Source organism: Burkholderia sp. AU15512, assembly GCF_002223325.1.
Taxonomy (GTDB): domain Bacteria; phylum Pseudomonadota; class Gammaproteobacteria; order Burkholderiales; family Burkholderiaceae; genus Burkholderia.
The window spans coordinates 516,338-536,500 of record NZ_NKEX01000006.1; the positions used below are offsets into that span (position 1 = coordinate 516,338).

The 20,163-nt window shown below is 66.6% G+C and carries 21 protein-coding genes; 11 read left to right on the forward strand and 10 right to left on the reverse strand.

Going from position 1 to position 20,163, the window contains the following annotated elements; translation table 11 throughout:
• Nucleotides 1-35: 35 nt before the first annotated feature.
• Nucleotides 36-923 carry a DMT family transporter gene (locus CFB43_RS21675; protein ID WP_089496507.1) on the forward strand — a complete coding sequence of 296 codons (888 nt, stop codon included), beginning with the start codon at nt 36-38 and terminating at the stop codon, nt 921-923.
• A gap of 79 nt (nt 924-1,002) precedes the next feature.
• Here the strand turns inward: CFB43_RS21675 and lysA are convergent, their stop codons facing one another.
• Nucleotides 1,003-2,241 (reverse strand): diaminopimelate decarboxylase, encoded by a 1,239-nt coding sequence (lysA, locus tag CFB43_RS21680; RefSeq protein WP_089496508.1) that lies wholly within the window; start codon nt 2,239-2,241, stop codon nt 1,003-1,005.
• Nucleotides 2,242-2,350: 109 nt separating this feature from the next.
• Here lysA and CFB43_RS21685 point away from each other — a divergent pair, with 109 nt between their 5' ends.
• Both CFB43_RS21685 and CFB43_RS21690 read left to right on the forward strand, forming a co-directional pair.
• On the forward strand, nt 2,351-3,265 hold the full coding sequence (locus CFB43_RS21685) for a LysR family transcriptional regulator (RefSeq protein ID WP_089496509.1): 915 nt from the start codon (nt 2,351-2,353) through the stop codon (nt 3,263-3,265).
• Nucleotides 3,266-3,320: 55 nt separating this feature from the next.
• The gene (locus tag CFB43_RS21690; RefSeq protein WP_089496510.1) at nt 3,321-3,920 is read left to right on the forward strand and encodes a GNAT family N-acetyltransferase; all 600 of its coding nucleotides are present in this window, start codon (nt 3,321-3,323) and stop codon (nt 3,918-3,920) included.
• Between the two features lie 114 nt (nt 3,921-4,034).
• On the opposite strand, the gene CFB43_RS21695 is transcribed toward CFB43_RS21690, so the two are convergent.
• Both CFB43_RS21695 and CFB43_RS21700 read right to left on the reverse strand, forming a co-directional pair.
• A complete protein-coding gene (locus CFB43_RS21695; protein ID WP_089458612.1) occupies nt 4,035-4,613 on the reverse strand; it encodes a DUF4142 domain-containing protein in 579 nt (192 codons plus the stop codon).
• 394 nt (nt 4,614-5,007) lie between these two features.
• Nucleotides 5,008-5,631 carry an HAD hydrolase-like protein gene (locus CFB43_RS21700; protein WP_089496511.1) on the reverse strand — a complete coding sequence of 208 codons (624 nt, stop codon included), beginning with the start codon at nt 5,629-5,631 and terminating at the stop codon, nt 5,008-5,010.
• Between the two features lie 138 nt (nt 5,632-5,769).
• Between CFB43_RS21700 and CFB43_RS21705 the strand changes: the two genes are divergently transcribed.
• Nucleotides 5,770-6,210, forward strand: coding sequence for a DUF4087 domain-containing protein (locus tag CFB43_RS21705; RefSeq protein ID WP_179254880.1), 441 nt, complete (start codon nt 5,770-5,772; stop codon nt 6,208-6,210).
• A 14-nt stretch (nt 6,211-6,224) separates the two neighbouring features.
• On the opposite strand, the gene CFB43_RS21710 is transcribed toward CFB43_RS21705, so the two are convergent.
• Both CFB43_RS21710 and CFB43_RS21715 read right to left on the reverse strand, forming a co-directional pair.
• Entirely contained in the window at nt 6,225-6,491 is a 267-nt protein-coding gene (locus CFB43_RS21710) for a Txe/YoeB family addiction module toxin (protein ID WP_089496513.1), read from the reverse strand.
• The gene (locus CFB43_RS21715) at nt 6,488-6,748 is read right to left on the reverse strand and encodes a type II toxin-antitoxin system Phd/YefM family antitoxin (protein ID WP_060968669.1); all 261 of its coding nucleotides are present in this window, start codon (nt 6,746-6,748) and stop codon (nt 6,488-6,490) included. The genes CFB43_RS21710 and CFB43_RS21715 overlap by 4 nt, the downstream gene beginning before the upstream one ends.
• A 223-nt stretch (nt 6,749-6,971) precedes the next feature.
• On the opposite strand from CFB43_RS21715, the gene CFB43_RS21720 reads away from it, so the two are divergent.
• Nucleotides 6,972-7,415 carry a GNAT family N-acetyltransferase gene (locus CFB43_RS21720; protein WP_089496514.1) on the forward strand — a complete coding sequence of 148 codons (444 nt, stop codon included), beginning with the start codon at nt 6,972-6,974 and terminating at the stop codon, nt 7,413-7,415.
• Between the two features lie 57 nt (nt 7,416-7,472).
• Nucleotides 7,473-7,691 (forward strand): DUF1653 domain-containing protein, encoded by a 219-nt coding sequence (locus tag CFB43_RS21725; protein WP_006480837.1) that lies wholly within the window; start codon nt 7,473-7,475, stop codon nt 7,689-7,691.
• A gap of 51 nt (nt 7,692-7,742) precedes the next feature.
• Here the strand turns inward: CFB43_RS21725 and CFB43_RS21730 are convergent, their stop codons facing one another.
• Together CFB43_RS21730 and CFB43_RS21735 are read right to left on the reverse strand one after the other, a co-directional pair.
• Nucleotides 7,743-8,957 (reverse strand): winged helix-turn-helix domain-containing protein, encoded by a 1,215-nt coding sequence (locus CFB43_RS21730; protein ID WP_089496515.1) that lies wholly within the window; start codon nt 8,955-8,957, stop codon nt 7,743-7,745.
• A gap of 383 nt (nt 8,958-9,340) precedes the next feature.
• The gene (locus CFB43_RS21735) at nt 9,341-10,729 is read right to left on the reverse strand and encodes an MFS transporter (protein ID WP_089441966.1); all 1,389 of its coding nucleotides are present in this window, start codon (nt 10,727-10,729) and stop codon (nt 9,341-9,343) included.
• Nucleotides 10,730-10,854: 125 nt separating this feature from the next.
• Between CFB43_RS21735 and CFB43_RS21740 the strand changes: the two genes are divergently transcribed.
• Nucleotides 10,855-11,055: a hypothetical protein gene (locus tag CFB43_RS21740; RefSeq protein WP_226272234.1), complete on the forward strand. Its 201-nt coding sequence runs from the start codon at nt 10,855-10,857 to the stop codon at nt 11,053-11,055.
• Between the two features lie 136 nt (nt 11,056-11,191).
• Complete coding sequence (gene treA / locus CFB43_RS21745; RefSeq protein ID WP_089496516.1) at nt 11,192-12,943, forward strand: alpha,alpha-trehalase TreA; 1,752 nt, start codon at nt 11,192-11,194, stop codon at nt 12,941-12,943.
• A gap of 96 nt (nt 12,944-13,039) precedes the next feature.
• On the opposite strand, the gene CFB43_RS21750 is transcribed toward treA, so the two are convergent.
• Together CFB43_RS21750 and CFB43_RS21755 are read right to left on the reverse strand one after the other, a co-directional pair.
• Nucleotides 13,040-14,527 carry a carbohydrate porin gene (locus tag CFB43_RS21750; protein WP_089496517.1) on the reverse strand — a complete coding sequence of 496 codons (1,488 nt, stop codon included), beginning with the start codon at nt 14,525-14,527 and terminating at the stop codon, nt 13,040-13,042.
• Nucleotides 14,528-14,652: 125 nt separating this feature from the next.
• A complete protein-coding gene (locus CFB43_RS21755; RefSeq protein ID WP_089496518.1) occupies nt 14,653-14,922 on the reverse strand; it encodes a hypothetical protein in 270 nt (89 codons plus the stop codon).
• Nucleotides 14,923-16,001: 1,079 nt separating this feature from the next.
• Here CFB43_RS21755 and CFB43_RS38475 point away from each other — a divergent pair.
• Both CFB43_RS38475 and CFB43_RS21760 read left to right on the forward strand, forming a co-directional pair.
• Entirely contained in the window at nt 16,002-16,139 is a 138-nt protein-coding gene (locus CFB43_RS38475) for a hypothetical protein (RefSeq protein ID WP_179254881.1), read from the forward strand.
• A 118-nt stretch (nt 16,140-16,257) separates the two neighbouring features.
• Nucleotides 16,258-17,904, forward strand: coding sequence for an NRAMP family divalent metal transporter (locus tag CFB43_RS21760; protein WP_089496519.1), 1,647 nt, complete (start codon nt 16,258-16,260; stop codon nt 17,902-17,904).
• A 127-nt stretch (nt 17,905-18,031) separates the two neighbouring features.
• Here CFB43_RS21760 and CFB43_RS21765 read toward each other — a convergent pair whose 3' ends face one another.
• Nucleotides 18,032-18,937 carry a helix-turn-helix transcriptional regulator gene (locus CFB43_RS21765; protein ID WP_089475696.1) on the reverse strand — a complete coding sequence of 302 codons (906 nt, stop codon included), beginning with the start codon at nt 18,935-18,937 and terminating at the stop codon, nt 18,032-18,034.
• A 283-nt stretch (nt 18,938-19,220) separates the two neighbouring features.
• Here CFB43_RS21765 and CFB43_RS21770 point away from each other — a divergent pair, with 283 nt between their 5' ends.
• The gene (locus CFB43_RS21770; RefSeq protein ID WP_089496520.1) at nt 19,221-20,054 is read left to right on the forward strand and encodes a helix-turn-helix transcriptional regulator; all 834 of its coding nucleotides are present in this window, start codon (nt 19,221-19,223) and stop codon (nt 20,052-20,054) included.
• Nucleotides 20,055-20,163: the final 109 nt, after the last annotated feature.

The window sequence follows — 20,163 nt, forward strand, 5'->3', positions numbered from 1 at the left end:
CATCGGTCATCCACTTTCCCCGTTCAGGATTTCCCGTGCAAAAGACGACCGACGGATGGCTCAGCGGCTTGCTGGGCGTGATCATCTTCAGTGGCTCGCTGCCCGCGACGCGTATCGCGGTGCAGGGGCTCGACCCGCTGTTCCTCACCTTTGCGCGCGCGACGATCGCCGGCGCGCTCGGCCTGCTGCTGCTCGCCGGGCTGAAGCAGCGGCGGCCGACGCGTGCCGAGGCCGTGTCGCTCGCCATCGTCGCGCTCGGGGTCGTGATCGGCTTTCCGCTGCTGACGGCGCTTGCGTTGAAGCACGTGACATCGGCGCACGCGATCGTGTTCGTCGGGTTGCTGCCGCTCGCGACCGCGATGTTCGGCGTGTGGCGCGGCGGCGAACGGCCGCGGCTGCCGTTCTGGATCTTCTCGATCATCGGCAGCTGCGCGGTGGCCGCGTTTGCGCTGCGCAACGGCGGCCAGGCGTCGGTGGTCGGCGATGCGCTGATGCTGGCCGCGATCGTCGCATGCGGGCTGGGCTACGCGGAAGGCGCACGCCTGTCGCGCGAGCTGGGCGGCTGGCAGGTGATCTCGTGGGCGCTCGTGCTGTCGCTGCCGCTGATGCTGCCGCTCACGTGGTTCACGTGGCCCGTTTCGTTCGACGGCGTCGATGCTGCCGCGCTGTGGGGGCTCGCGTACGTGTCGCTGTTCAGCATGCTGATCGGCTTCGTGTTCTGGTATCGCGGGCTCGCGCTCGGCGGGATCGCAGGCGTCGGTCAGTTGCAGCTGCTGCAGCCGTTCTTCGGCCTGCTGCTGGCGGCCGGGCTGCTGCATGAGACGGTGCCGCCGTCGATGGTCGCGGTGACGGTCGTCGTGGTCGGCTGCGTCGCGGGCGCGAAATACTTCTCGAAAATGGCGCCCGTGCGGCGCGCGGGCTGACGTGCGGGGCTGATCGGATGCACGGGCGCGACCTGTCGAAGGTGCGCCCGCTCACGCTCGATCATCTGGCGCGCACGCGTTACTCGAACGTTTCGAGCGCGAGCAATTCGCCGATCGTCTGCCGGCGGCGGATCAGCCGCGGCGCGCCGCGATCGACGAGCACTTCCGGCGCGAGCGGCCGGCTGTTGTAGTTCGATGACATCGACGCGCCGTACGCGCCAGCATCGTGCAGGAACAGCAGGTCGCCGATCTGCGGCTGCGCCAGCTTGCGGTGTGTGACCACGCCGCCCGCGTCCTGCGTGAACACGTCGCCCGATTCGCACAGCGGCCCCGCGATCGCGAGATCGACGAGCGGCCGGCCGGCCGGCAACGCGCCATCGTGCGTGTGCACCGATACCGCGTGGTAGCTGCCGTACATCGACGGGCGCATCAGGTCGTTGAAGCCCGCGTCGATCAGCACGAAATCGTGCTTCGGCCGGCGGTTGACGGCCTGCACTTCGGTGACGAGCGTGCCGGCTTCGGCGACGAGGAAGCGGCCCGGCTCGATCTCGATGCGCACCGGGTGGCCGAGGTGGCGCTCGATCCGCTTGCGCGCGGCGTCCCACTGGCTGAAATAGTGACCGACGTCGACGCGCGGCTCGCCGTCGCGATACGGGATCGACAGGCCGCCGCCGGCCGAGATCGCGTCGATGTCATGGCCGAGCGACGTGACGAGGTCGACCATCGCATCGCATACCTGCGACAGGTGGCCGTAGTCGACGCCCGAGCCGATGTGCATGTGGATGCCGACGAGCTTCAGCCCGTACTGGCGCACGATCTCGATCGCGCGCGGCACGTCGTCGATCCAGATGCCGTGCTTGCTCTGCGGGCCGCCGGTGTTGGTCTTGTTGCTGTGGCCGTGGCCGAAACCGGGGTTGACGCGCAGCCACACGCGGTGGCCGGGCGCATGCTCGCCGATGCGCGCGAGCATGTCGAGCGAACCGGCGTTCACGGTCACGCCGTGCTTCAGCACGGCCGCGAGCGTCGGTCGGTCGATCAGGTCGGCCGTGAACACGACGCCTTCCGGTTCGCCTGCCGGACTGAACCCGGCCGCGAGGCTGCGCTCGATCTCGCCGAGCGACACCGCATCGACGCACGCGCCTTCCTCGCGCATCAGCTTCAGGATATGGACGTTCGAGTTCGCCTTCTGCGCATAGCGGATCACGTCGAACTGGCGCAGTTGGGCGATGCGGTCGCGGATGACGTCGGCGTCGTACACCCACAGCGGGGTGCCGTATTGCTGCGCGAGCGTCGCGAGCTGGCGGGAATCGAGGGACATGGCAGATGAATCAGGTCGAATGAACGGATAACGGCAATGATGCGCCAGATTGCCTATCCAGTAAAATGCCTGTTTATCGACATTCGATTCATATTTGATATAGCAGATCATGCTCACGCACCGCCATATCGAGGTCTTTCGCGCGCTGATGGTCACCGGCAGCACGACGCGCGCGGCCGAGATGCTCTATACGTCGCAACCGACGATCAGCCGCGAGCTTGCGCGCATGGAGCAGGTCGTCGGCTTCGCGCTGTTCGAGCGCGCGCACGGCCGGCTGCGGCCGACGATGGCCGCGCTCACGCTGTTCGACGACGTGCGGCTCGCGTATGTGGGGCTTGAACGCGTCGCGGCAACCGCCGCGCGCCTGCGCGAGTTTCGTGACGGTCAACTGTCGGTGATCGCGTTGCCGGCGTTCTCGCACGCGATCCTGCCCGGAGCGTGCCGGCGTTTCAGCGAGCAGCATGCTGGCGTCAGCGTGTCGGTGGCGACGCAGGAATCGCCGGTGCTCGAAGAATGGCTGACCGCGCAGCGTTACGACCTCGGGCTGACCGAGCGCGACGTCGCGCCGGCCGGCACCGTGCTCACGCCGCTGCTCGAAGTCGACGAAGTGTGCGTGCTGCCCGACGGCCATCCGCTGCTCGCGCAGGACGCGATCGATCTGCCGGATCTCGCGGATCGCCCGTTCGTGAGCCTGTCGCTGAACGATCCGTACCGCATCCTGATCGACGAGGCGTTCGCGCAGCTCGGCGTGGCGCCGCGCTCGGTCGTCGAAACACCGTCGGCCGTGTCGGTGTGTGCGTTCGTGCGGCAGGGGCTCGGTGCGGCGATCGTCAATCCGCTGACCGCGCTCGATTTCGTCGGGCGCGACCTGCACGTGCGGCCGCTCACGCGATCGTTTCCGTACCGGGTCAGCGTGATCGTGCCCGAGCACCGGCCGAAGAGCCTGCTCGTCGATGCGTTTACCAATGCGTTGCGCGGCGAGGCGAAGGCGATTCGCCGCCGGTTGGCCGCGCTCCTCGGCTGACGCGGTCGTATGATCGGTGTTTCGCCGCCATCGCCGCCACTTTCCGGAATCCTTCATGACCGACGCTTCTGCTTGCCTCGAACCACCGATACTCACCGGCGAACACGTCGAACTGAGGCCGCTCGATTCATCCGACCGGCAGGCGCTGCTGGACGCGGCTGCCGACGGCCAGCTGTGGAACCTGAAGGTCACGGTCGTGCCGGGCCCCGAGACGATCGACGCGTATATCGACACCGCATTGCAGGGGCGTTCGGCCGGCACCGTGATGCCGTTCGCGATCGTCGATCGCGCATCGGGCCGCGTGATCGGCAGCACGCGTTTCTGGAAGATCGATCGCAAGAACCGCAAGCTCGAGATCGGCCATACGTGGCTGAGCGAATCGGCGCAGCGCACGCGCGCGAATACCGAAGCGAAATGGCTGCTGCTGGGCTATGCGTTCGACGTGCTGCACTGCGTGCGCGTGCAGTTCACGACCGACGAGCTGAACGAGAAATCGCGCGCGGCGATCCTGCGGCTCGGTGCGAAGCAGGAAGGGATCGTGCGGCACGAACGGATCATGCCGGATGGCCGCAAGCGCAATTCGGTGCGCTTCAGCATCATCGACGACGAATGGCCGGAGGTGCGTGCGCGGCTGCTGGCGAAGCTCGCGACGTAACGGGTCACGCGTGAAGCGTGACGTTTGACGTGCGTCGCGCCGCCGGAAGGGGAGCGGCGACGCGACGACAGGGGGAAGCAGTGCGCCGCGCGTGATGCGCGGCGCCGCGGCGCGTTACTGCGCCGATGCGAGGTGGTGGCGTTCCGCGAGCTTCTGCGCGTCCGCGTAGTGCTTCTGCAGGATCGGCAGCGACTGGCGTGCGACTTCCTTCAGCTTCGTGTCGCGGCCCGACGCGATTTCGGCCTGGAATGCCGAGATGGCCTTCTGCTGGCCGGCGAGCGCGACCTGCTCGATATACGCCTTGTCGAACTCGGCGCCGCGCAGGTTCTTGATGCTGCCCAGCACGGCCGTATCGGGGTCGTTGGCCGGCACGTCGACGCCGCGCGGGCTGGCCGCGCGCATCGCCTGGATGATCTTTTCATCGTCGGTCGACACGCGTTGCGCGAACGCCTTGACCTGACTGTCCGACGTGCGCGAATCGGCGATACGTGCCGCGTCGTGCTGCGTCGACACGGTCTTCGTGCCGTCGGTGATGAAGGCCTGGTCGGCTTCGTGGATCCGAGTCGCGGCGGCGGCCGGTGCGTTCGGCGAGGCCGGTGCCGGTTGTGCGGTTTGCGCGGTCGCCGTCACGGCGACGAGAAGCAGGCCAGCGGCAGACAATGCAAGGCGCGAGAGTTGGGGAAAGCGGTTCATGGGACCTCCTTTCGATCGGGGCTCTGGTTGAAAAACGGATCACGGGATCCGTCGCTGTGCGAGAGACCGGGCGCGCCCGGGCCGGATTCGACCGCCGCTCTGCCGCGGCGCCGGTCGAAGTGTTTCCCGGCCCGACTGATTCTAGGAGAGCGATCCGGTAGCAGGTGCAACCGCGCTGTGGTTTGTGTAACGGTTGGTAAGACGAATCGATGAGCCAGCACGCCGACAGGTAGTGCGTACCTGTCGCATGCGCGACGGCGGCAATTTTTGCGCGCATGACGCGTGCGGGATGCACGTGGGTGTCATCCGCTTTTCATCGTCGTGCGGCTGTGTCGTGCGATGACGTGCGCATCGCGCGATGGGTGGAACCGGATGCGCGCAGCGCGCGCATGCGTCACACGCGATCGAGCAATGCGTCGAGACGCGGCAGCAACGGTGTCGCGCAATGCGCCTGCAACGCGTCCGGCGCGGTATAGCCCCACGCGACGCCCTGGAATGCGATGCGTGCGCGTCGCGCCGCGTCGGCGTCGCGGATTTCATCGCCGACGTACAGCACTTCGTCGCTGCGCACGCCGGCCTCATGAACGAGCGCGCGCAGGCGACGTGCCTTGCCGAACAGCGGAATGCCGCATGCGAAATGCTCGACACGGCTGCTGGCATGCGGGCCGAGCCGGTCACGCACGATCGCCTCGGTATTCGACGTGGCGATCGCGATGCGGATGCCGCGCGCGGCGAGCGCGTCGAACGTTTCGGCAACGCCGGGGAACAGCGCCACTTGCGCGACACGCGGCTGCATCAGGCGGCGCATGTCGATCGTCACGCGCGGCACTTTCCACATCGGCACGTCGAGCGCGCGAATGATGTCGCGCGCCGACATGCCGCGCAGCGCCGGGCGCAGCTCGGGCGTGGCGTCGCGAAAGCCGTGCAGGCGCGACGCTTCCGACAGCGCGGCGAGAAAGATGTCGAGCGAATCGGCGAGCGTGCCGTCGAAGTCGAATGCGATGAGGCGGTAGGGCATGAAGCGGTGTGGCGAGTTGATGGGGCTGGCGACATTGTCACCGAATCTGCTGAAAGCCGAGCTCGTAGTCGCCGCTCGCGACGACCGATGCGACCGGATGGCTGGTGCGGACGAGCGACATGCGAGAGAAAGCCCGGTATGCTGTCCGGCACCCGCAATGACGGTTTCCCGATGCACATTCGTTTCCGGATCGATTACATGACAATCACTCGTGCACGTCTTGCAATGTGGATGCTGGGTGCAGCCTTTACGTTGGCAGCCGCGACGCAGGTATCTGCCGCACCGGAAAAGCGTTGCGGATGGCTTGAGAATCCGTCGCCGGCCAACTGGTGGCTGAACGACAAGGACGGCACCTGGACACTCTTGACGATGGGCAACGAGCCGGTGCCGGGCCTCGACAAGATGCCCGACATGTCGACGAAGGGCTGGGTCGTCACCAACGCCGGCGGGCATGGCTACGGTTGTGCATGCCTCGACCTCGAAATCGACCCGCGCACGCGCGAGGTGACGCGGATAGTCGCGGCGCGGCCGCTGCCGTTGAAGCGTTGCAAGGCAGATCGCGCGTTGCGGGCGCCATGACCCGCGGGGCGATGCTATTCGTAGTGGTAACGGCAGGACACGATGCTGATCTGCAAGTCGTCAGCCTCGTAGACCAGACGGTTCGTGTCGTCGATACGGCGTGACCAGAAGCCGGAGAGATTGGCCTTTAACGGTTCGGGTTTGCCGATGCCTTCGAACGGCGTTCGCTGGGCTTCGCGAATGAGCTGGTTGATACGCTTGAGCGTCTTGCGATCCTGCCCCTGCCAGTAGACATAGTCGTCACACGCGTCGGAAGTAAAGAGCACGCGGCGTACACTCATTCGTCATCCGCCGCGAGCTTGTGTTCCTTTGCCTTGCCCTTGCGCAGTTGCGCGATCGAACGCTCGAGATGGGCGACGTTGGCCGGCGAGCGCAGCAAGTGCACCGTCTCCATCAAGCTGTCGTAGTAGTCCTGCGACATGATGACGGCGTTCGGCGCATCGCGGCGCGTGATGAGCGTCACGTCCGCATCGTCGACGACCTGGTCGATAACAGTCTTCAGATTGCCACGGGCGTCCGAAAAATGAATCGTGCGCATGATTGCCTCACTTGTACATATAACCGTACAAGTTTACCACAGTCGATAAAGGTGTACGGTTTGCTGTACAAGTCGACCCGCCCCAGCTTCGTTACACACCAGAATCGTCCGGAATGAGCATGCGCGCCGTCTGGCCATGGCGACAAGTGTCGCCGCTTGTAGCCCGCCGCGCCGCGCGGTATCGTCAGCGTCTCGTCTTCCACCACCCCAACCGGAGACCGACGTGCCCGCTGCCACCCCCGCCACGCTGAGATTTTCCACCGACAAGCGCGAACTCGACGTCGACGCGATCTTCGACTTCCTGCATCGCGACGCGTACTGGTCGCAGGGCATTCCGCGCGACGTGGTCGAGCGGGCGATCGAGGGCTCGCTGTGTTTCGGCGCCTACGTGGGCGACCGGCTCGTCGGGTTCGCGCGTCTCGTGACCGATCACGCGACGTTCGCTTACCTGTGCGACGTGTTCGTGCTGCCGGCCGAGCGCGGCAACGGCTACGGCCGCGCGCTGATCGACCACGTGTTTGCACAGGACGTGGTGCAGGGCCTGCGTCGCATCATGCTCGTGACGTCCGATGCGCACGCGCTGTACCGGCCGGTCGGCTTCGAGCCATGCGCGAATCCTGAGCGCGTGATGGAGATCCGCCGCCCGGACATCTACGCGAAACGCTGACGCGCGGCGCAGCGCATACAATACGCGCTTTCCGTTTTTGCCGAAGAGAAGCCCATCATGACCGAACAGGAAGCCGAACAGCTCGCGACGCATCGCCATTACAAGGGCGGGCTGTACCGCTACATCGGCGTTGCTCGCCATTCCGAAACCGAGGAATCGGTGGTCGTGTACGAACACCTGTGGCCGCATGCGCGCGGGCTGTGGGTCCGGCCGGAAGCGATGTTCAACGGGAACCTCGAAGACGGCACCCCGCGTTTCCGCAAGCTGCGCGACTGATCGACGGCCGGCGGCGCGCGCCGCCGCCGTGCCAGCCGGCTGCGTGGACGGCTACGCGCCGGCCAGCGCCTTCACCAGCTCCGGCGGGGCCTGCTGCCCGACCGTGACTTCCGGCGTGCCGTGCCACGCCGCGAGCTTCTTCACCGCCTTCGCGACATCGGCTGCGAGCCCCGTGCCGAACCGCACGCCCGGCTCGACATGCACGGCCTTCAGTTCGAACGTGCCGAGCGTGCGATGCGCCTTCGCGTCGATGCGCCCGACCAGCCGCCCGCGATGCAGTACCGGCAGGCAGAAATAGCCATAACGCCGCTTGTGCCCGGGCGTATAGCATTCGATCGTGTAGTCGAAACCGAACAGCGTCGACGCCCGCCGCCGGTCCCATACCACCGGATCGAACGGCGACAGCAGCGTCGTGACCGTCGAGCGCAGCGTGTCGGCCTCCGCGGCCGGCAGCAACGCTTCGAGCGAGCGATGCACGTAGGCCGGCTCCTTCCAGTCGTCGATCGCCACCGGGATGAGGTCGCCCGCGCCGGCGAGCTGCTCGAGCTCCGCGCGGTAGGAGCGGCGCGGCAGCCGATAGTAGTCGGCCACCCAGTCCGCGCGCACGACGCCGAGCGCCCGGCACGTGTAGTCGAGCAGCGCGGGCAGCACGGCGCTGCGCGGCGGCAGGTCGCGCGTGTCGTCCCAGTCGGGCAGCACGCGCTCGCGCACGTCGTACACGCGCTGGAAATTGCGGCGTTCCGACACCATCAGGTCGCCCGTCGTGAACAGCACTTCCAGGTGGCGCTTCTCGGGCTTGCGATCCCACCAGCCATTGCCCTTCACGCCATCCTCGCGGGCGAAATCGGCCGACCGTACCGGGCCCTCGGCGCGAATCCGCGCGAGCAGCCGCTCGATGTCGGGGCGATTCTGCTCATGCCATTCGGCCGCGTATTTCCAGCCCATTCCCGACGGATCGAGCATCTTGTAGCGCATCAGGCCGAACTGCTCGACCGGCAGGAAGCACGCTTCGTGCGACCAGTATTCGAACAGGCGCGCCTCGGCGAGATGTTCGTCGAGCCACTGCGGCGAGAAATCGCCGAGACGGCTGAACAGCACGAGATACGGGCTGCGCGCGACGACGTGAATGGTATCGATCTGCAACTGCGCCATCCGGCGGATCGTGTCGAGCACGTCGGATTTGGTTGCCTTGCGGCGGGGCGGCGTCAGCAGGCCTTGCGCGGCGAGATGCAGCGCGCGGGCGGCGGCGGGCGAGAGCGTCAGCATCGGAAGGGCGGCCGGGAGTGATGGTCGGGAACCACTTTAGCGCGAAAGCGGCGCGCGCGTGCGACGTGCCGATGCACCGCGTCTGACAATGGTTGACAGATGCGTTTCGCAAGTTTCCCTATAGTGCAGTTCATGGCGCAACGATAAACACGCGCAACGCTTTTGCTTCCGACGCACATATGTCCATGGCACGCAGGAAGCGAATCCGGGATTCTCAACCCCCATCGGGAGACCCGGAGCCCTGAGCGGACATCCATGCGGCTGTGCACCGGCCCCGTGTGGATGTCCGCTGATTTTTTTGTATTTTCCGGTTTGCTTCGCGGGCGGTTTTTCCTTTTGCCCGTTCGGCCCCTCTCGCGATTTCCCGCTCGTCCGCCTGATGGCTATTGCCGCTTGCCGCGCGCGACCTCGTCGCCGGCGCCGGGCGGCAGCCGCCGCGTGATCGGAATCGACGCGAACGAGCACAGCCCGACCACGAGAAACGCGGGCCAGAAATCCGACCACATCATCTTCTGATGGCCCTGCAGCCAGTGCGAAATGTGCAGCACGAGGCCGGCGACTGTCACGCCGAGGCCGAGCGACATCTGCTGCACGACGCTGCCGAGGCTCGTCGCGCGGCCCGCGTCGCGCGGCGAGATGTCCGCGTAGATCATCGAGTTCAGGCTCGTGAACTGCAGCGCCGGGAAGATGCCGCCGACGAGCACGATCAGCCAGATCGCCCAGGTCGCCATGCCGGGATGGAACACGCCGTACGCGGCGATCGCGAGCCCCGCGAAGGCCGCGTTGTAGATCAGCACCGTGCGGAAGCCGAAGCGGCGCAGCGTATGGGTGGCCGTCGAGCGGCTCATCGCGCCGCCGAACGCGGAGGCGCACGTGATGAGCCCCGAATGGAACGCGCTCATGCCGAGCCCTTCCTGCAGCGCGAGCGGCAGCAGGAACGGCACCGCGCCAAGGCCGATACGGAACAGCGACCCGCCGACGACGCTCGCGTGATACGTGGGGATCTTGAGGAAGCTGAGGTCGAGCACCGGGCGCTCCTTGCGGCGCGCGTACGGTACGTACAGCGCGAGCAGGACGGTGCCGGCCACGCACATGACGAGCGCGTTCGAGCGTGACGTGAGCGCGCCGTCGATCAGCGTGAGGCCCATCAGCAGCAGCGCGGCGCCGCTGGCCGACAGCAGGAAGCCGAACCAGTCGAGCGGGCCCGGATCGGGCTCGCGCGTGTTCGCGATGTGCTTGCTGGCGAGGTAGATCCCGTAGATGCCGATCGGCACGTTGATGAAGAAGATCATCCGCCAGTGCAGGTAGGTCGTGATGAAGCCGCCGACGAGCGGCCCGACCGTGGGCCCGAACAGCGCGGGAATCGCGAGGTAGTTCATCGCGCGCACGAGATCCGAGCGCGGCACGGCGCGGAAGATGATGATGCGGCCGACGGGCACCATCATCGCGCCGCCCACGCCCTGGATGAAGCGCGCGAACGTGAGCACGCCGAGGGAATTGGAGGCCGCGCACATCAGCGAGCCGACGACGAAGATGCCGATCGCGGTGCGGAATACGGAACGTGCGCTGAAGCGGTCGGCCAGCCAGCCGCAGATCGGGATGAACACGCCAAGCCCGACGACGTAGGCCGTGATCGCAATGTTCAACGTGACGGGGCTGTGCCCGAAGTCCCTCGCCATCGCGGGGAGGGCGGTGACGATGATGTTCGCGTCGACGCTTTCCATGAACAACGCACAGGCAACGATGAGCGGTGCTAGAAAGACGGGCGACATGGGCTGGGCGCGCGGTAAAGGCGCCATTATGCCCACAATGTGACCGTTGAGTCACGTACGACAACAGTTGTTCCGCATGTTGCAACAGTCGTCCTGGTTGGCGGCGGCGTGGAAAGAACGACTGCATGACGCTGCCGCGCGGGCAGGCTGCGCGATGCGCCGCGCCCGACTTCATCGAGCACGATCTGCTCGCGATCGTGAAAGGGCGCGTCGATGCAGCGGGCGCGCTCGGCGAGACCGATGCGGATGCGCTCGACGCGTGTGCGTGGCGGGCCATGTCCGGTTATCTGTATCTGCGCGAGTTGCACGAATCGAAACTTGCTTGATCTGCACGTTTCGTGCGACAGTCGGACCCACTCGCATCACAAAACGACGCGCATCGATCGAGGGCCATCGAGACGAGCGCGCGCGCGAACGAGACCTCGTGCCGACCCACTCACCATCGAAAGGAGGGGACACGTCATGACGTCACGTCGTGCCGCATCGATCGCATCGCGCTTCTCGAGTCGCTTCTCAAGTCCTGACTCAGCACGTCTCGCACCACCTCTCGCGCCACCCGCGCCGCGTCTTCGCTGGGCTGCCGCGCTGGCCGTCGCGTATCTCGCCGTCGCCGGCTGCGCCGCGCAGGCCGACAACGCGAACCAGGCCGCCGCGCAGGCGGCTGCCCAGCCGGTACCGCCGGCTACGGCCGCGGTTGCCGTCCCCGCATCGGGTGCGCTGCTGCCGCCGCCGAGCCAGCTCTACGGCGACCTGTTCGTCGCGGTGCAGACCGCGCAGCTCTATCCCGACCAGAAGACCTTCGTCGACGCGACGCCCGATGGCGATCCCGCGACGATCGTGCAGTTGTATCAGCAACAGAAATCGCAGCCGGGTTTTTCGCTGAAGGCGTTCGTCGCGCAGCATTTCACGCCGCCGCCGGAAGGCGGCGTGACGCCGCCGCCGAACCAGACGCTGCGCCAGCACATCGACTGGCTGTGGCCGCAGCTCACGCGCACGAGCACGACGGTGCCGCCGTACGGCTCGCTGATCCCGCTGCCGAAGCCGTATGTCGTGCCTGGCGGCCGCTTCCGCGAAGGCTACTACTGGGACACCTATTTCACGATGCTCGGGCTGCAGGTGTCGGGCCGCGAGGATCTCGTCGACAACATGCTCGACAACTTCGCCCATCTGATCGACACGATCGGGCACATCCCGAACGGCAACCGCACGTACTACGCGAGCCGCTCGCAGCCGCCGTTCTTCGCGTACATGGTCACGCTCGCCGCGCAGGCCGAAGGCGACAAGGTCTATCAGAAATACCTGCCGGCACTGCGCAAGGAACATGCGTACTGGATGCAGGGCGAAGCCACGACGCCGCACGGGCAGGCTACCCGCCATGTGGTCGCGATGCCCGACGGCGCGGTGCTGAACCGCTACTGGGACGCGAGCGATACGCCGCGCGACGAGTCGTATCTCGAGGACGTGACGACCGCGAAGTCGGTGCCGGCGCGTCCGGCGAACGAGGTCTACCGCGACCTGCGCGCGGGCGCCGAAAGCGGCTGGGACTACAGCTCGCGCTGGTTCGGCGACGGCAAGACACTCGCGACGATCCGCACGACGTCGATCGTGCCGGTCGACCTGAACAGCCTGATGTTCCATCTCGAGACGACGATCGTGAAGGGCTGCGCGGTCACGCGCGACGTGGCGTGCGTGACCGATTTTTCCGCGCGCGCGGCGCGGCGGGCGGCCGCGATCAACCGCTATCTGTGGAACCGCAAAGGCTACTACGGCGACTACGACTGGCAGCAGCGCAAGCCGCGCGACGCGGTGACGGCCGCCGCGCTGTATCCGTTGTTCGCGGGCGTGGCGTGGCCCGAGCGCGCGAAGGCGACCGCACGCGAGGTGCGCAGGACGCTGCTGCAGCCGGGCGGCCTCGCGACGACCACGGAGAACACCGGGCAGCAGTGGGATGCGCCGAACGGCTGGGCGCCGTTGCAGTGGATCGCGATCGACGGGCTGCGGCGCTATGGCGAACCGGCGCTTGCGAAGGACATCGGCACGCGCTTCCTGTCCGACGTGAAGCATGTGTATGCGACCGAAGGCAAGCTCGTCGAGAAGTACGTGGTCGAAGGCGCCGGCACGGGCGGCGGCGGGGGCGGTGAATATCCGCTGCAGGACGGTTTCGGCTGGACCAACGGCGTCACGCTGAAACTGCTCGGGCTGTACGGCGAATGACGCGCGGCGCGGGCCGCGCGCTGGGGTTGCAAGAGAACGCACGGGCTGGGCGGTCGCGCAAGCGGCCGTCCGGCCCGTGTCTGCTTCGGGCCTGCTTTAGAACGTGATCGTCGTGCGCGCGCCCACGACCGTTTCGTCGCCGATGCGCGCACCGGCCGCGTTCGGGTTCGGGATGCCGCCGCCCGGACGGAAGAAGTGCTGCAGGTCGGCCTGCAGCTGCCACCACGGCGTGACCTGGTACTGGTAGGTCGCTTCGACGACCGTCTCCGCGCGGCGCACCGGATAGCCGGGAGTCGTATAGACGCCGGTGTCGCCGTCGAGGCCGCGCGCATGCGAGCCGATCTTCGCGTAGCCGACCGCGATGCCCGCGACGTCGTTGTCGCGTCCCTTGAACGGCGCCTTCAGCGTCACGCCTGCGTTCGCCGCGAAATCGACGGTATTGCGATCGCCCGGCGCACCCATCACGCGCGCGAACACGTTGACCGAGCGCGGGCTGTCGGCCGACGGCCGCCACACCATCTGGTCCGCGACCGCGTAGAACGAGTAGTTGCCGCGATGGGTTGCGGCAATGCCGTTGCTGGCGGGATCCGCGAGCGACAGGCCGTCGGTGCCGTAGCGCGGGTCGTTCGCATGCTGCGACTGATACCAGAAGCCGAGCTTGTACGTGCCAGGCAGGCCGGCCGGTTGCGGCGCCTTCGGATCGGCGGGCGGCGCGTTCAGCGCGTACTGCACTTCGCCGATCACGAATGCGCCGCTGCGCAGGTTGAAGTTGGTGCCGTGCGCGTTCAGCACCTGCGCATCGCCGTCGCTGCGGCCGGCCGGGTTGCCGTCGAACACGCCGACCATCGCGGTCCACGCATCGGACGGCTTCACGCGCAGCCGCACGCCGAGCGACGACAGCGGATAGGCGGGGCCGCCGGCCGGCAGGTCGGTCGACGGCAGCACGGGCCAGCCGAACGTGGCGTTCATGAACGTCGCCGCGTTCTGGCTCACCATGAATTCCTGGTCGACGCTTTGCTGGCCGACCTTCACGTCGACCTTGCCGTCGAGCAGCGACTGCTGGTACCAGAGCTCCCACAGGCGCGTGGTCGAATTCGCCTCGATGCCGGTCGCGGTCTGCAGCGTCTGCAGATTGCGCTGCGTGAGGTTGGTGCCGTGAATCTGCAGTGCCGACACGTTGAACGTGCCGCCCGGCAGGCCGACCGCCTTGCCCGTGTCGACGTTGAAACCGAATTGCGTGAGCCCCTGGTACGCGCCGCCGCGATGCGTGCCGCCCGATGTGTTGTACAGGTACTCGCTGGTTTCCTGCAGGCTCAGCGTGATGCCGTGATCGCCGAGCACGTCGCGCAGGCCGCCCATGTTGCCGAGCAGGTTCGAGCGCTCCCAGAAGCCGGTGGGGGCGGGCGCGGCAGCATCGGCGGCCTGTTGTGCGGGAGCGGCGGCGTCGCTGGCGCCGGCCGCCGGTTCGGCCGCGGCCGGCGACGACGCTTGCGCGAACGCGGACGTGGCGGCGAGCGACAGCAGCAGCGTGGCGAGCGCATTGACGCGGCGCTTGCGCGGGACGGGTTCGAGGTAGTTCTTCATGTGGGTTCCGTTGGCGGTTTGATTAGTTGGGCTGAAGAAACGAAAACGTGTTGCGGGAAGCGTGGCGAGACGAGACGGTCGCGCGGCGGCACCTGGCGCGTGGCGCTGCCGCATGCCGGCGGGGCTTACGGCAGCCAGCCGCCGATGCGGCCCACCTGCGCGAAGCCGAGGCGCGGTGCGGCCGAGCACAGCAGCGCGACGAGGGCGACCGCGGCGGCCATCACGGCGACCAGCAGGCAGTCGAGCGGGCGGGGCGCCGCCGGCACGTGGGCGAGCGCCGTGCCGCGCCAGTTGCTGAACGCGTGGGCGAGCGGCGAGAGCCCGGAGACGAACGAGCGGTCGCATGCGACATGCACGATGCGCTTGAGTCTGACCGCGAACGATTGAGAAAACATGACGCTGCCTCCGTCGTGTCCGGCTCGGGCCGGACGACGTGGTCGAGCGCGGGCGCATGACGCGGCCTGCGATCGGAGGGTGGAACGTAACGGAGCGTGCAACGGACGAACCGGCGATGACCGGCTCGGGAGGAAGCGCGCTAACCCGACGAATGCGAGTTAGCGGCGGAAGACATGCGTCTGGCTGCTATCTCGCGATGGCTTGGCCGGTCTGGACCGGCATCGAACTGCAACTAGAGCATGTGTCCACGGAGGGACTCCCTTGATGAATTGCGGCGGATTGTATTCGCGTCGTTTGCTGCAGCGCAAGTAAAAAACGCATAAAAATGGCGCACGTTGCGCGGGCGCTTCGGCGGCCCGTTCCGGCACGGGACGGGCAACGGATCGGCAACGAAGGGGCGCGACCGGACGGGGTGCCGCGTTGTTCATACGCATCGATCCCCGGCTGCACCGCATGCGCTGAAAGGTTGCGTCACGTGTTTTCAAGGGCAATTCTTTCAGTGATGTGACGCGCGAAAATTATTTCGAGAAATGGGGTTTGGAGGGGTTGACTTCACTTTTGGGCGGTCCATAGAATCCGGCATCTTCACTCTTGGGGCCGCCGCCTTGGACGCCTGCAGTAGTCGATCTTCGAACGAAATTTCCGCCTGAGCGACCGACGTCCGCGCCTCATCGAAGCCGCCGTTTGTCTCCCAGGCAAACGGTGCGCGCAGCAGTACTCCGCAGCAAATTCCTACGTGCACCCTGATTCGCGCCGGTTAGCGTGATGCGTTTTCGCATGCGCCCGCCGGTTTCACCGCCGCCTGGCAGGCGGCCGCGTTCGCACACGCCTTTCGTCGGCTCGCGAATCCCGGCCCGCCCGCCTGACGGCGGTCAATCGTGTTCTCCGGAACACCGCACAGGAGCCGCCATGAACGACAGTGACAGTTGTCCCTTATGCCCATTGCACGCACAGACCCTTTTGAACCCGGGTCGCAGGGACAATCCGGCCGACTAGCCTGACACGTCGTTCAGGCCCCGGACTGGCCCCGCGCCCCACACGCGGCCGGCAGCCTGCCGTCGCCGCACGGAGCCAGATCATGAACTTCGGCCTTCTGCTGTCGAATCTCCCGCACGTCACCGAATCGCGCAACCACTACGAAGCGATGCTGACGCTCGACGCCCGTCCGCGGGTGTTCGCCCGCCTGTTGAACCAGCTGAAAGCGTTGATCCACTGAGCAGGAAGTACCGAGCGCGCCTCGGCATGCGCACGCACGGCCGCCATCGCGCGGCCGCCCCGCGCGTATTCCAAGGTCACACGCTCTTCAGATAACCCTTAGCCGTACGGAATAAATCATGTCCACGCCATCCAACGTTTCTCCACCGATCGCCGCCGAACGCAGCGCCGTGCTCGACGAAGCCCACCTGGGCGATATCCGCGGCGCGCTCGGCACGATCGCGCGTCACGACACCGGAGCACGCGGCACGTGGTGGGCGCGTCTGCGCACGCTGCTCGCGATCATCGGCCCGGGCCTCATCGTGATGGTCGGCGACAACGACGCCGGCGCATTCGGCACCTACACGCAGGCCGGCCAGAACTACGGCACGACGCTGCTGTGGACGCTGCTGCTGCTCGTGCCCGTGCTGTACGTGAACCAGGAAATGGTGCTGCGCCTCGGCGCGGTCACGGGCGTCGGCCACGCCCGCCTGATCTTCGAACGCTTCGGCAAGTTCTGGGGCGCGTTCAGCGTGATCGACCTGTTCCTGCTCAATGCGCTCACCATCGTCACCGAGTTCATCGGCATCACGTTCGTGCTGGATTTCTTCGGGCTGCCGAAGGTGGCCGGCGTGTGCGTGGCCGCGGCGTTGACCATGGCCGCGGTGAGTACGGGCGACTTCAGGCGCTTCGAGCGGTTCGCGATCGGGTTGTGCCTGCTGAGCCTGCTGCTCGTGCCGGTGCTCGTGGCGATCCATCCGCCGGTCGGGCAGATCACGCGCGATTTCTTCATCCCGAACTGGCCCGCGCATTCGAAGCTGTCGGACGTGATGCTGCTCGTGATCGGCATCGTCGGTACGACCGTCGCCCCATGGCAGCTGTTCTTCCAGCAGAGCTACGTGATCGACAAGCGCATCACCCCGCGCTTCATGAAGTATGAAAAGGCGGACCTGTGGATCGGCATCGCCTTCGTGCTGGTCGGCGCAGTGGCGATGATCGCGTTCTCGGCCCAGCTGTTCTCGGGTCATCCGGAATTCGGCAACTTCACCGACGCCGGTGGCATCATCGCGGGCCTCGAGAAGTATTCGGGCCGCACGAGCGCGACGCTGTTCGCCGTCGCGCTGCTCGACGCGTGCATCATCGGCGCGGCGGCCGTCTCGCTGTCGACCGCCTACGCGATCGGCGACGTGTTCAAGATCCGTCACTCGCTGCACCGCAACGTGTCGGATGCGAAGGGCTTCTATCTCGTCTACTTCGGCATCGTCGCGGCCGCCGCTGCGCTGGTGCTGATCCCGGGCAGCCCGCTGGGCCTGCTGACGGAAGCCGTGCAGACGCTCGCGGGCGTGCTGCTGCCGAGCGCCACCGTGTTCCTGCTGCTGCTCTGCAACGACAAGCAGGTGCTCGGCCCGTGGATCAACTCGACGAAGCTCAACGTGTTCACCGGCGCGGTGATCTGGGTGCTCGTGATGCTGTCGATCATCCTGACCGCATCGGTGATGTATCCGGACATCAGCGGCGAAGCGATCATCGACGTGCTGGTGGGCGGCAGCGTGCTCGCGATCGTCGGCTATCTCGCGACGGTGCTGATCCGCCGCAACAAGCGCGTCGTCGAACCGGGCGTCGACCGTACGCAGCGCGATACGTGGCGCATGCCGCCGCTCGAGACGCTCGAGCCGCAGAAGATGACGATGACGACGCGCGTGTGGATGGCCGTGCTGCGCGGCTATCTCGTGATCGCGGTCGGTCTCGTGATCGTCAAGGTAGTGCAGATGACGCTGCTGAAGTAACGCAGGTCGTCTTCCAGGAAGCGGCGCCGGACCCGGCACCGCGCCGCAACCCGTACATGCCGGCCCGCGAGGCCGGCATGTGCGTTTACGCGTCCGCTTGCGACAGGCCGCGCACGCTGTGCGACCGTCAGATCAGCTCGAGCTTCGACGTCAGGTACGTGAGCTGGATCCGGTTCGCGACGCCGAAGCGCTTGCGCAGTTTGCGCAGGTGATAGTCGACGTTGTGCGCGCTGGTGTCGAGGCGCCGGCCGATCTCTTTGTCCGAGGCGCCTTCGGCGATGCCGAGCAGCAGCTCCTGCTCGAACGGCGTGAGCCCGTTCACCGCGCGCTCGCGCGACGTCGAGATCAGCTGCGGCGACGCGAACTTGTGCACCGACAGCCCGATCGACAGCGCCTGCTCGATCGTCGCCGGCGTGATCCATTCGCGCGTGCGGCGCGGTGCGGTGAAGCTCATGAACGCATGCAGCCGCGTGCCGGGCACGGCCATCGAATACATGATGCCGCTGCACATTCCGTCGTCGTGCATCGTCTGCAGGAAGCCGTCGAGCGCGGCCGGCGTCGCGCGCGGGCCGTCGTCGCGCTCGCGGTGTTCGCGGCGCAACTGCTGCAGGTCCCACACGATCGGCATGTTGCACACGCGCGCGCCGAGCGTGCGCGGATCGATGTCGTGATGGTTGTGCCGCACGTAGTCGCCGCGATAGGTGGCCGGCGTGAAGGCTTCGTGCAGGTAGAGACTTTCGACGCGCTCGTGCGCGAATTCGAGCGCGAAGTACGCGAACGTCGAGAAGCCCGTCAGGTGCAGCAGGCTCGCGACGATGCGGCTGCGCTCGGCCGTGCTCTGCGCGTGCGCGAGCGTATCGGCGACGCCGAGCTTCGGCGCGTGCGGCTGCGTGAGCTCGCCGCGCTTCACGTCGTCGCACCAGACGACCTGCACGGGGCGCTCCCGCAGCACGTCCGGGCACGCGTTCAACCCGTGCGTCGGGCGGGGAAAGGTTGGGGCGACCGCTTCTTCATGCAATGCAATATCGGACATGTGCCATCCCTCGGAATCGACGCGCATCGCCTGGCGGCGGCCGTATCGTGTACGGCGTTCGTGGCGGTGCGATCGAGCATCGTGTGATATGCGCCGATCGTCATCCCTGACGAAACGCGGGGGCATTGTACAAAAATGCCCGTATATGCGTAATATGCCGTAATACTAATGGCGGCGGAAGATTCCTATTCGCACGCCTATAACGAAGACCAGACAATCCATAAAGAAAAGACCAGATCGTCACGGGGCGCAGGTTCACATATTGGGAAAGGGCGGGCTCCTCATGACATATGCTGACGGCGCACCACGCGTCGAGTGGTTTTCGCAGGCCGATATCGCAACGACTGCGGCTTATTCGAATCAATATCAGGCAATCGGGCACGACGTTTTTACCGGCACTCAAATTGAATCCGGTAAAACCGACCTCACTCCGGTCGATTTCGCGCAATGCCATGCGCGCTTGCGGCAAATCGGTTTCAGTACACTCGGTTACGGCGCTTTCGAAATGATCGGGCGGCGCATCCTGTGCGCGCATCTGCTGCGCGACCTCGCGCCCGCGACATTCATGCAGCCATTTATCGAAGGGATGCTCTACGAGAGCGATCCGCGGTTCGCGCAGGTGCGGCAAAGCGGCTTTCCGGTCGCGTGGCGGCTCGACGAGATCGAGGCGGCCGCGCAGGGCAGCGGCGACCGCAAGATGCTGGCGCTCGCCGGCCATCTGCGCGCGCATGCGATGAACAGCGGCGTGCTGTTCGGCCTGTCGGCGCCGCGTCTCGATTTGCGTGTCGCGGTGAACGTGGCGTCGGAGACGCACGGCACCGACTGGATCGACGATCGCGTGATCGGCGGTGCGCTGTCGGTGAGCCTCGCGGTGCATCGTGTCGCGTTGCCGTTCCTCGAGGCACGCATCGCACGGATGCGCGGCTTCGCACTCGGCGACGAGCAACAGCAGGTGCTCGACCGTCTCGTGCACGGGCTGTCCGACCAGGAGATCGCGAGCGCGCTGCGCACGTCGCTGCACAAGGTCGGTCACCACATCCGCTCGCTCGAAAAACTCTTCAACGTGCAGAACCGCGCACAGCTTGCGTATCTGGCGGCGCGCCGGATGCCGTCCTGACGCGGTCCGTTCCCCGTTTTTCCGCGTGACCCGATGATCCCCGGGCCGGCCCGTCCGTGGCCGGCCCGGCGGGGCACGTCGGCCGCACGTACCGTCGTGATGCACGCAC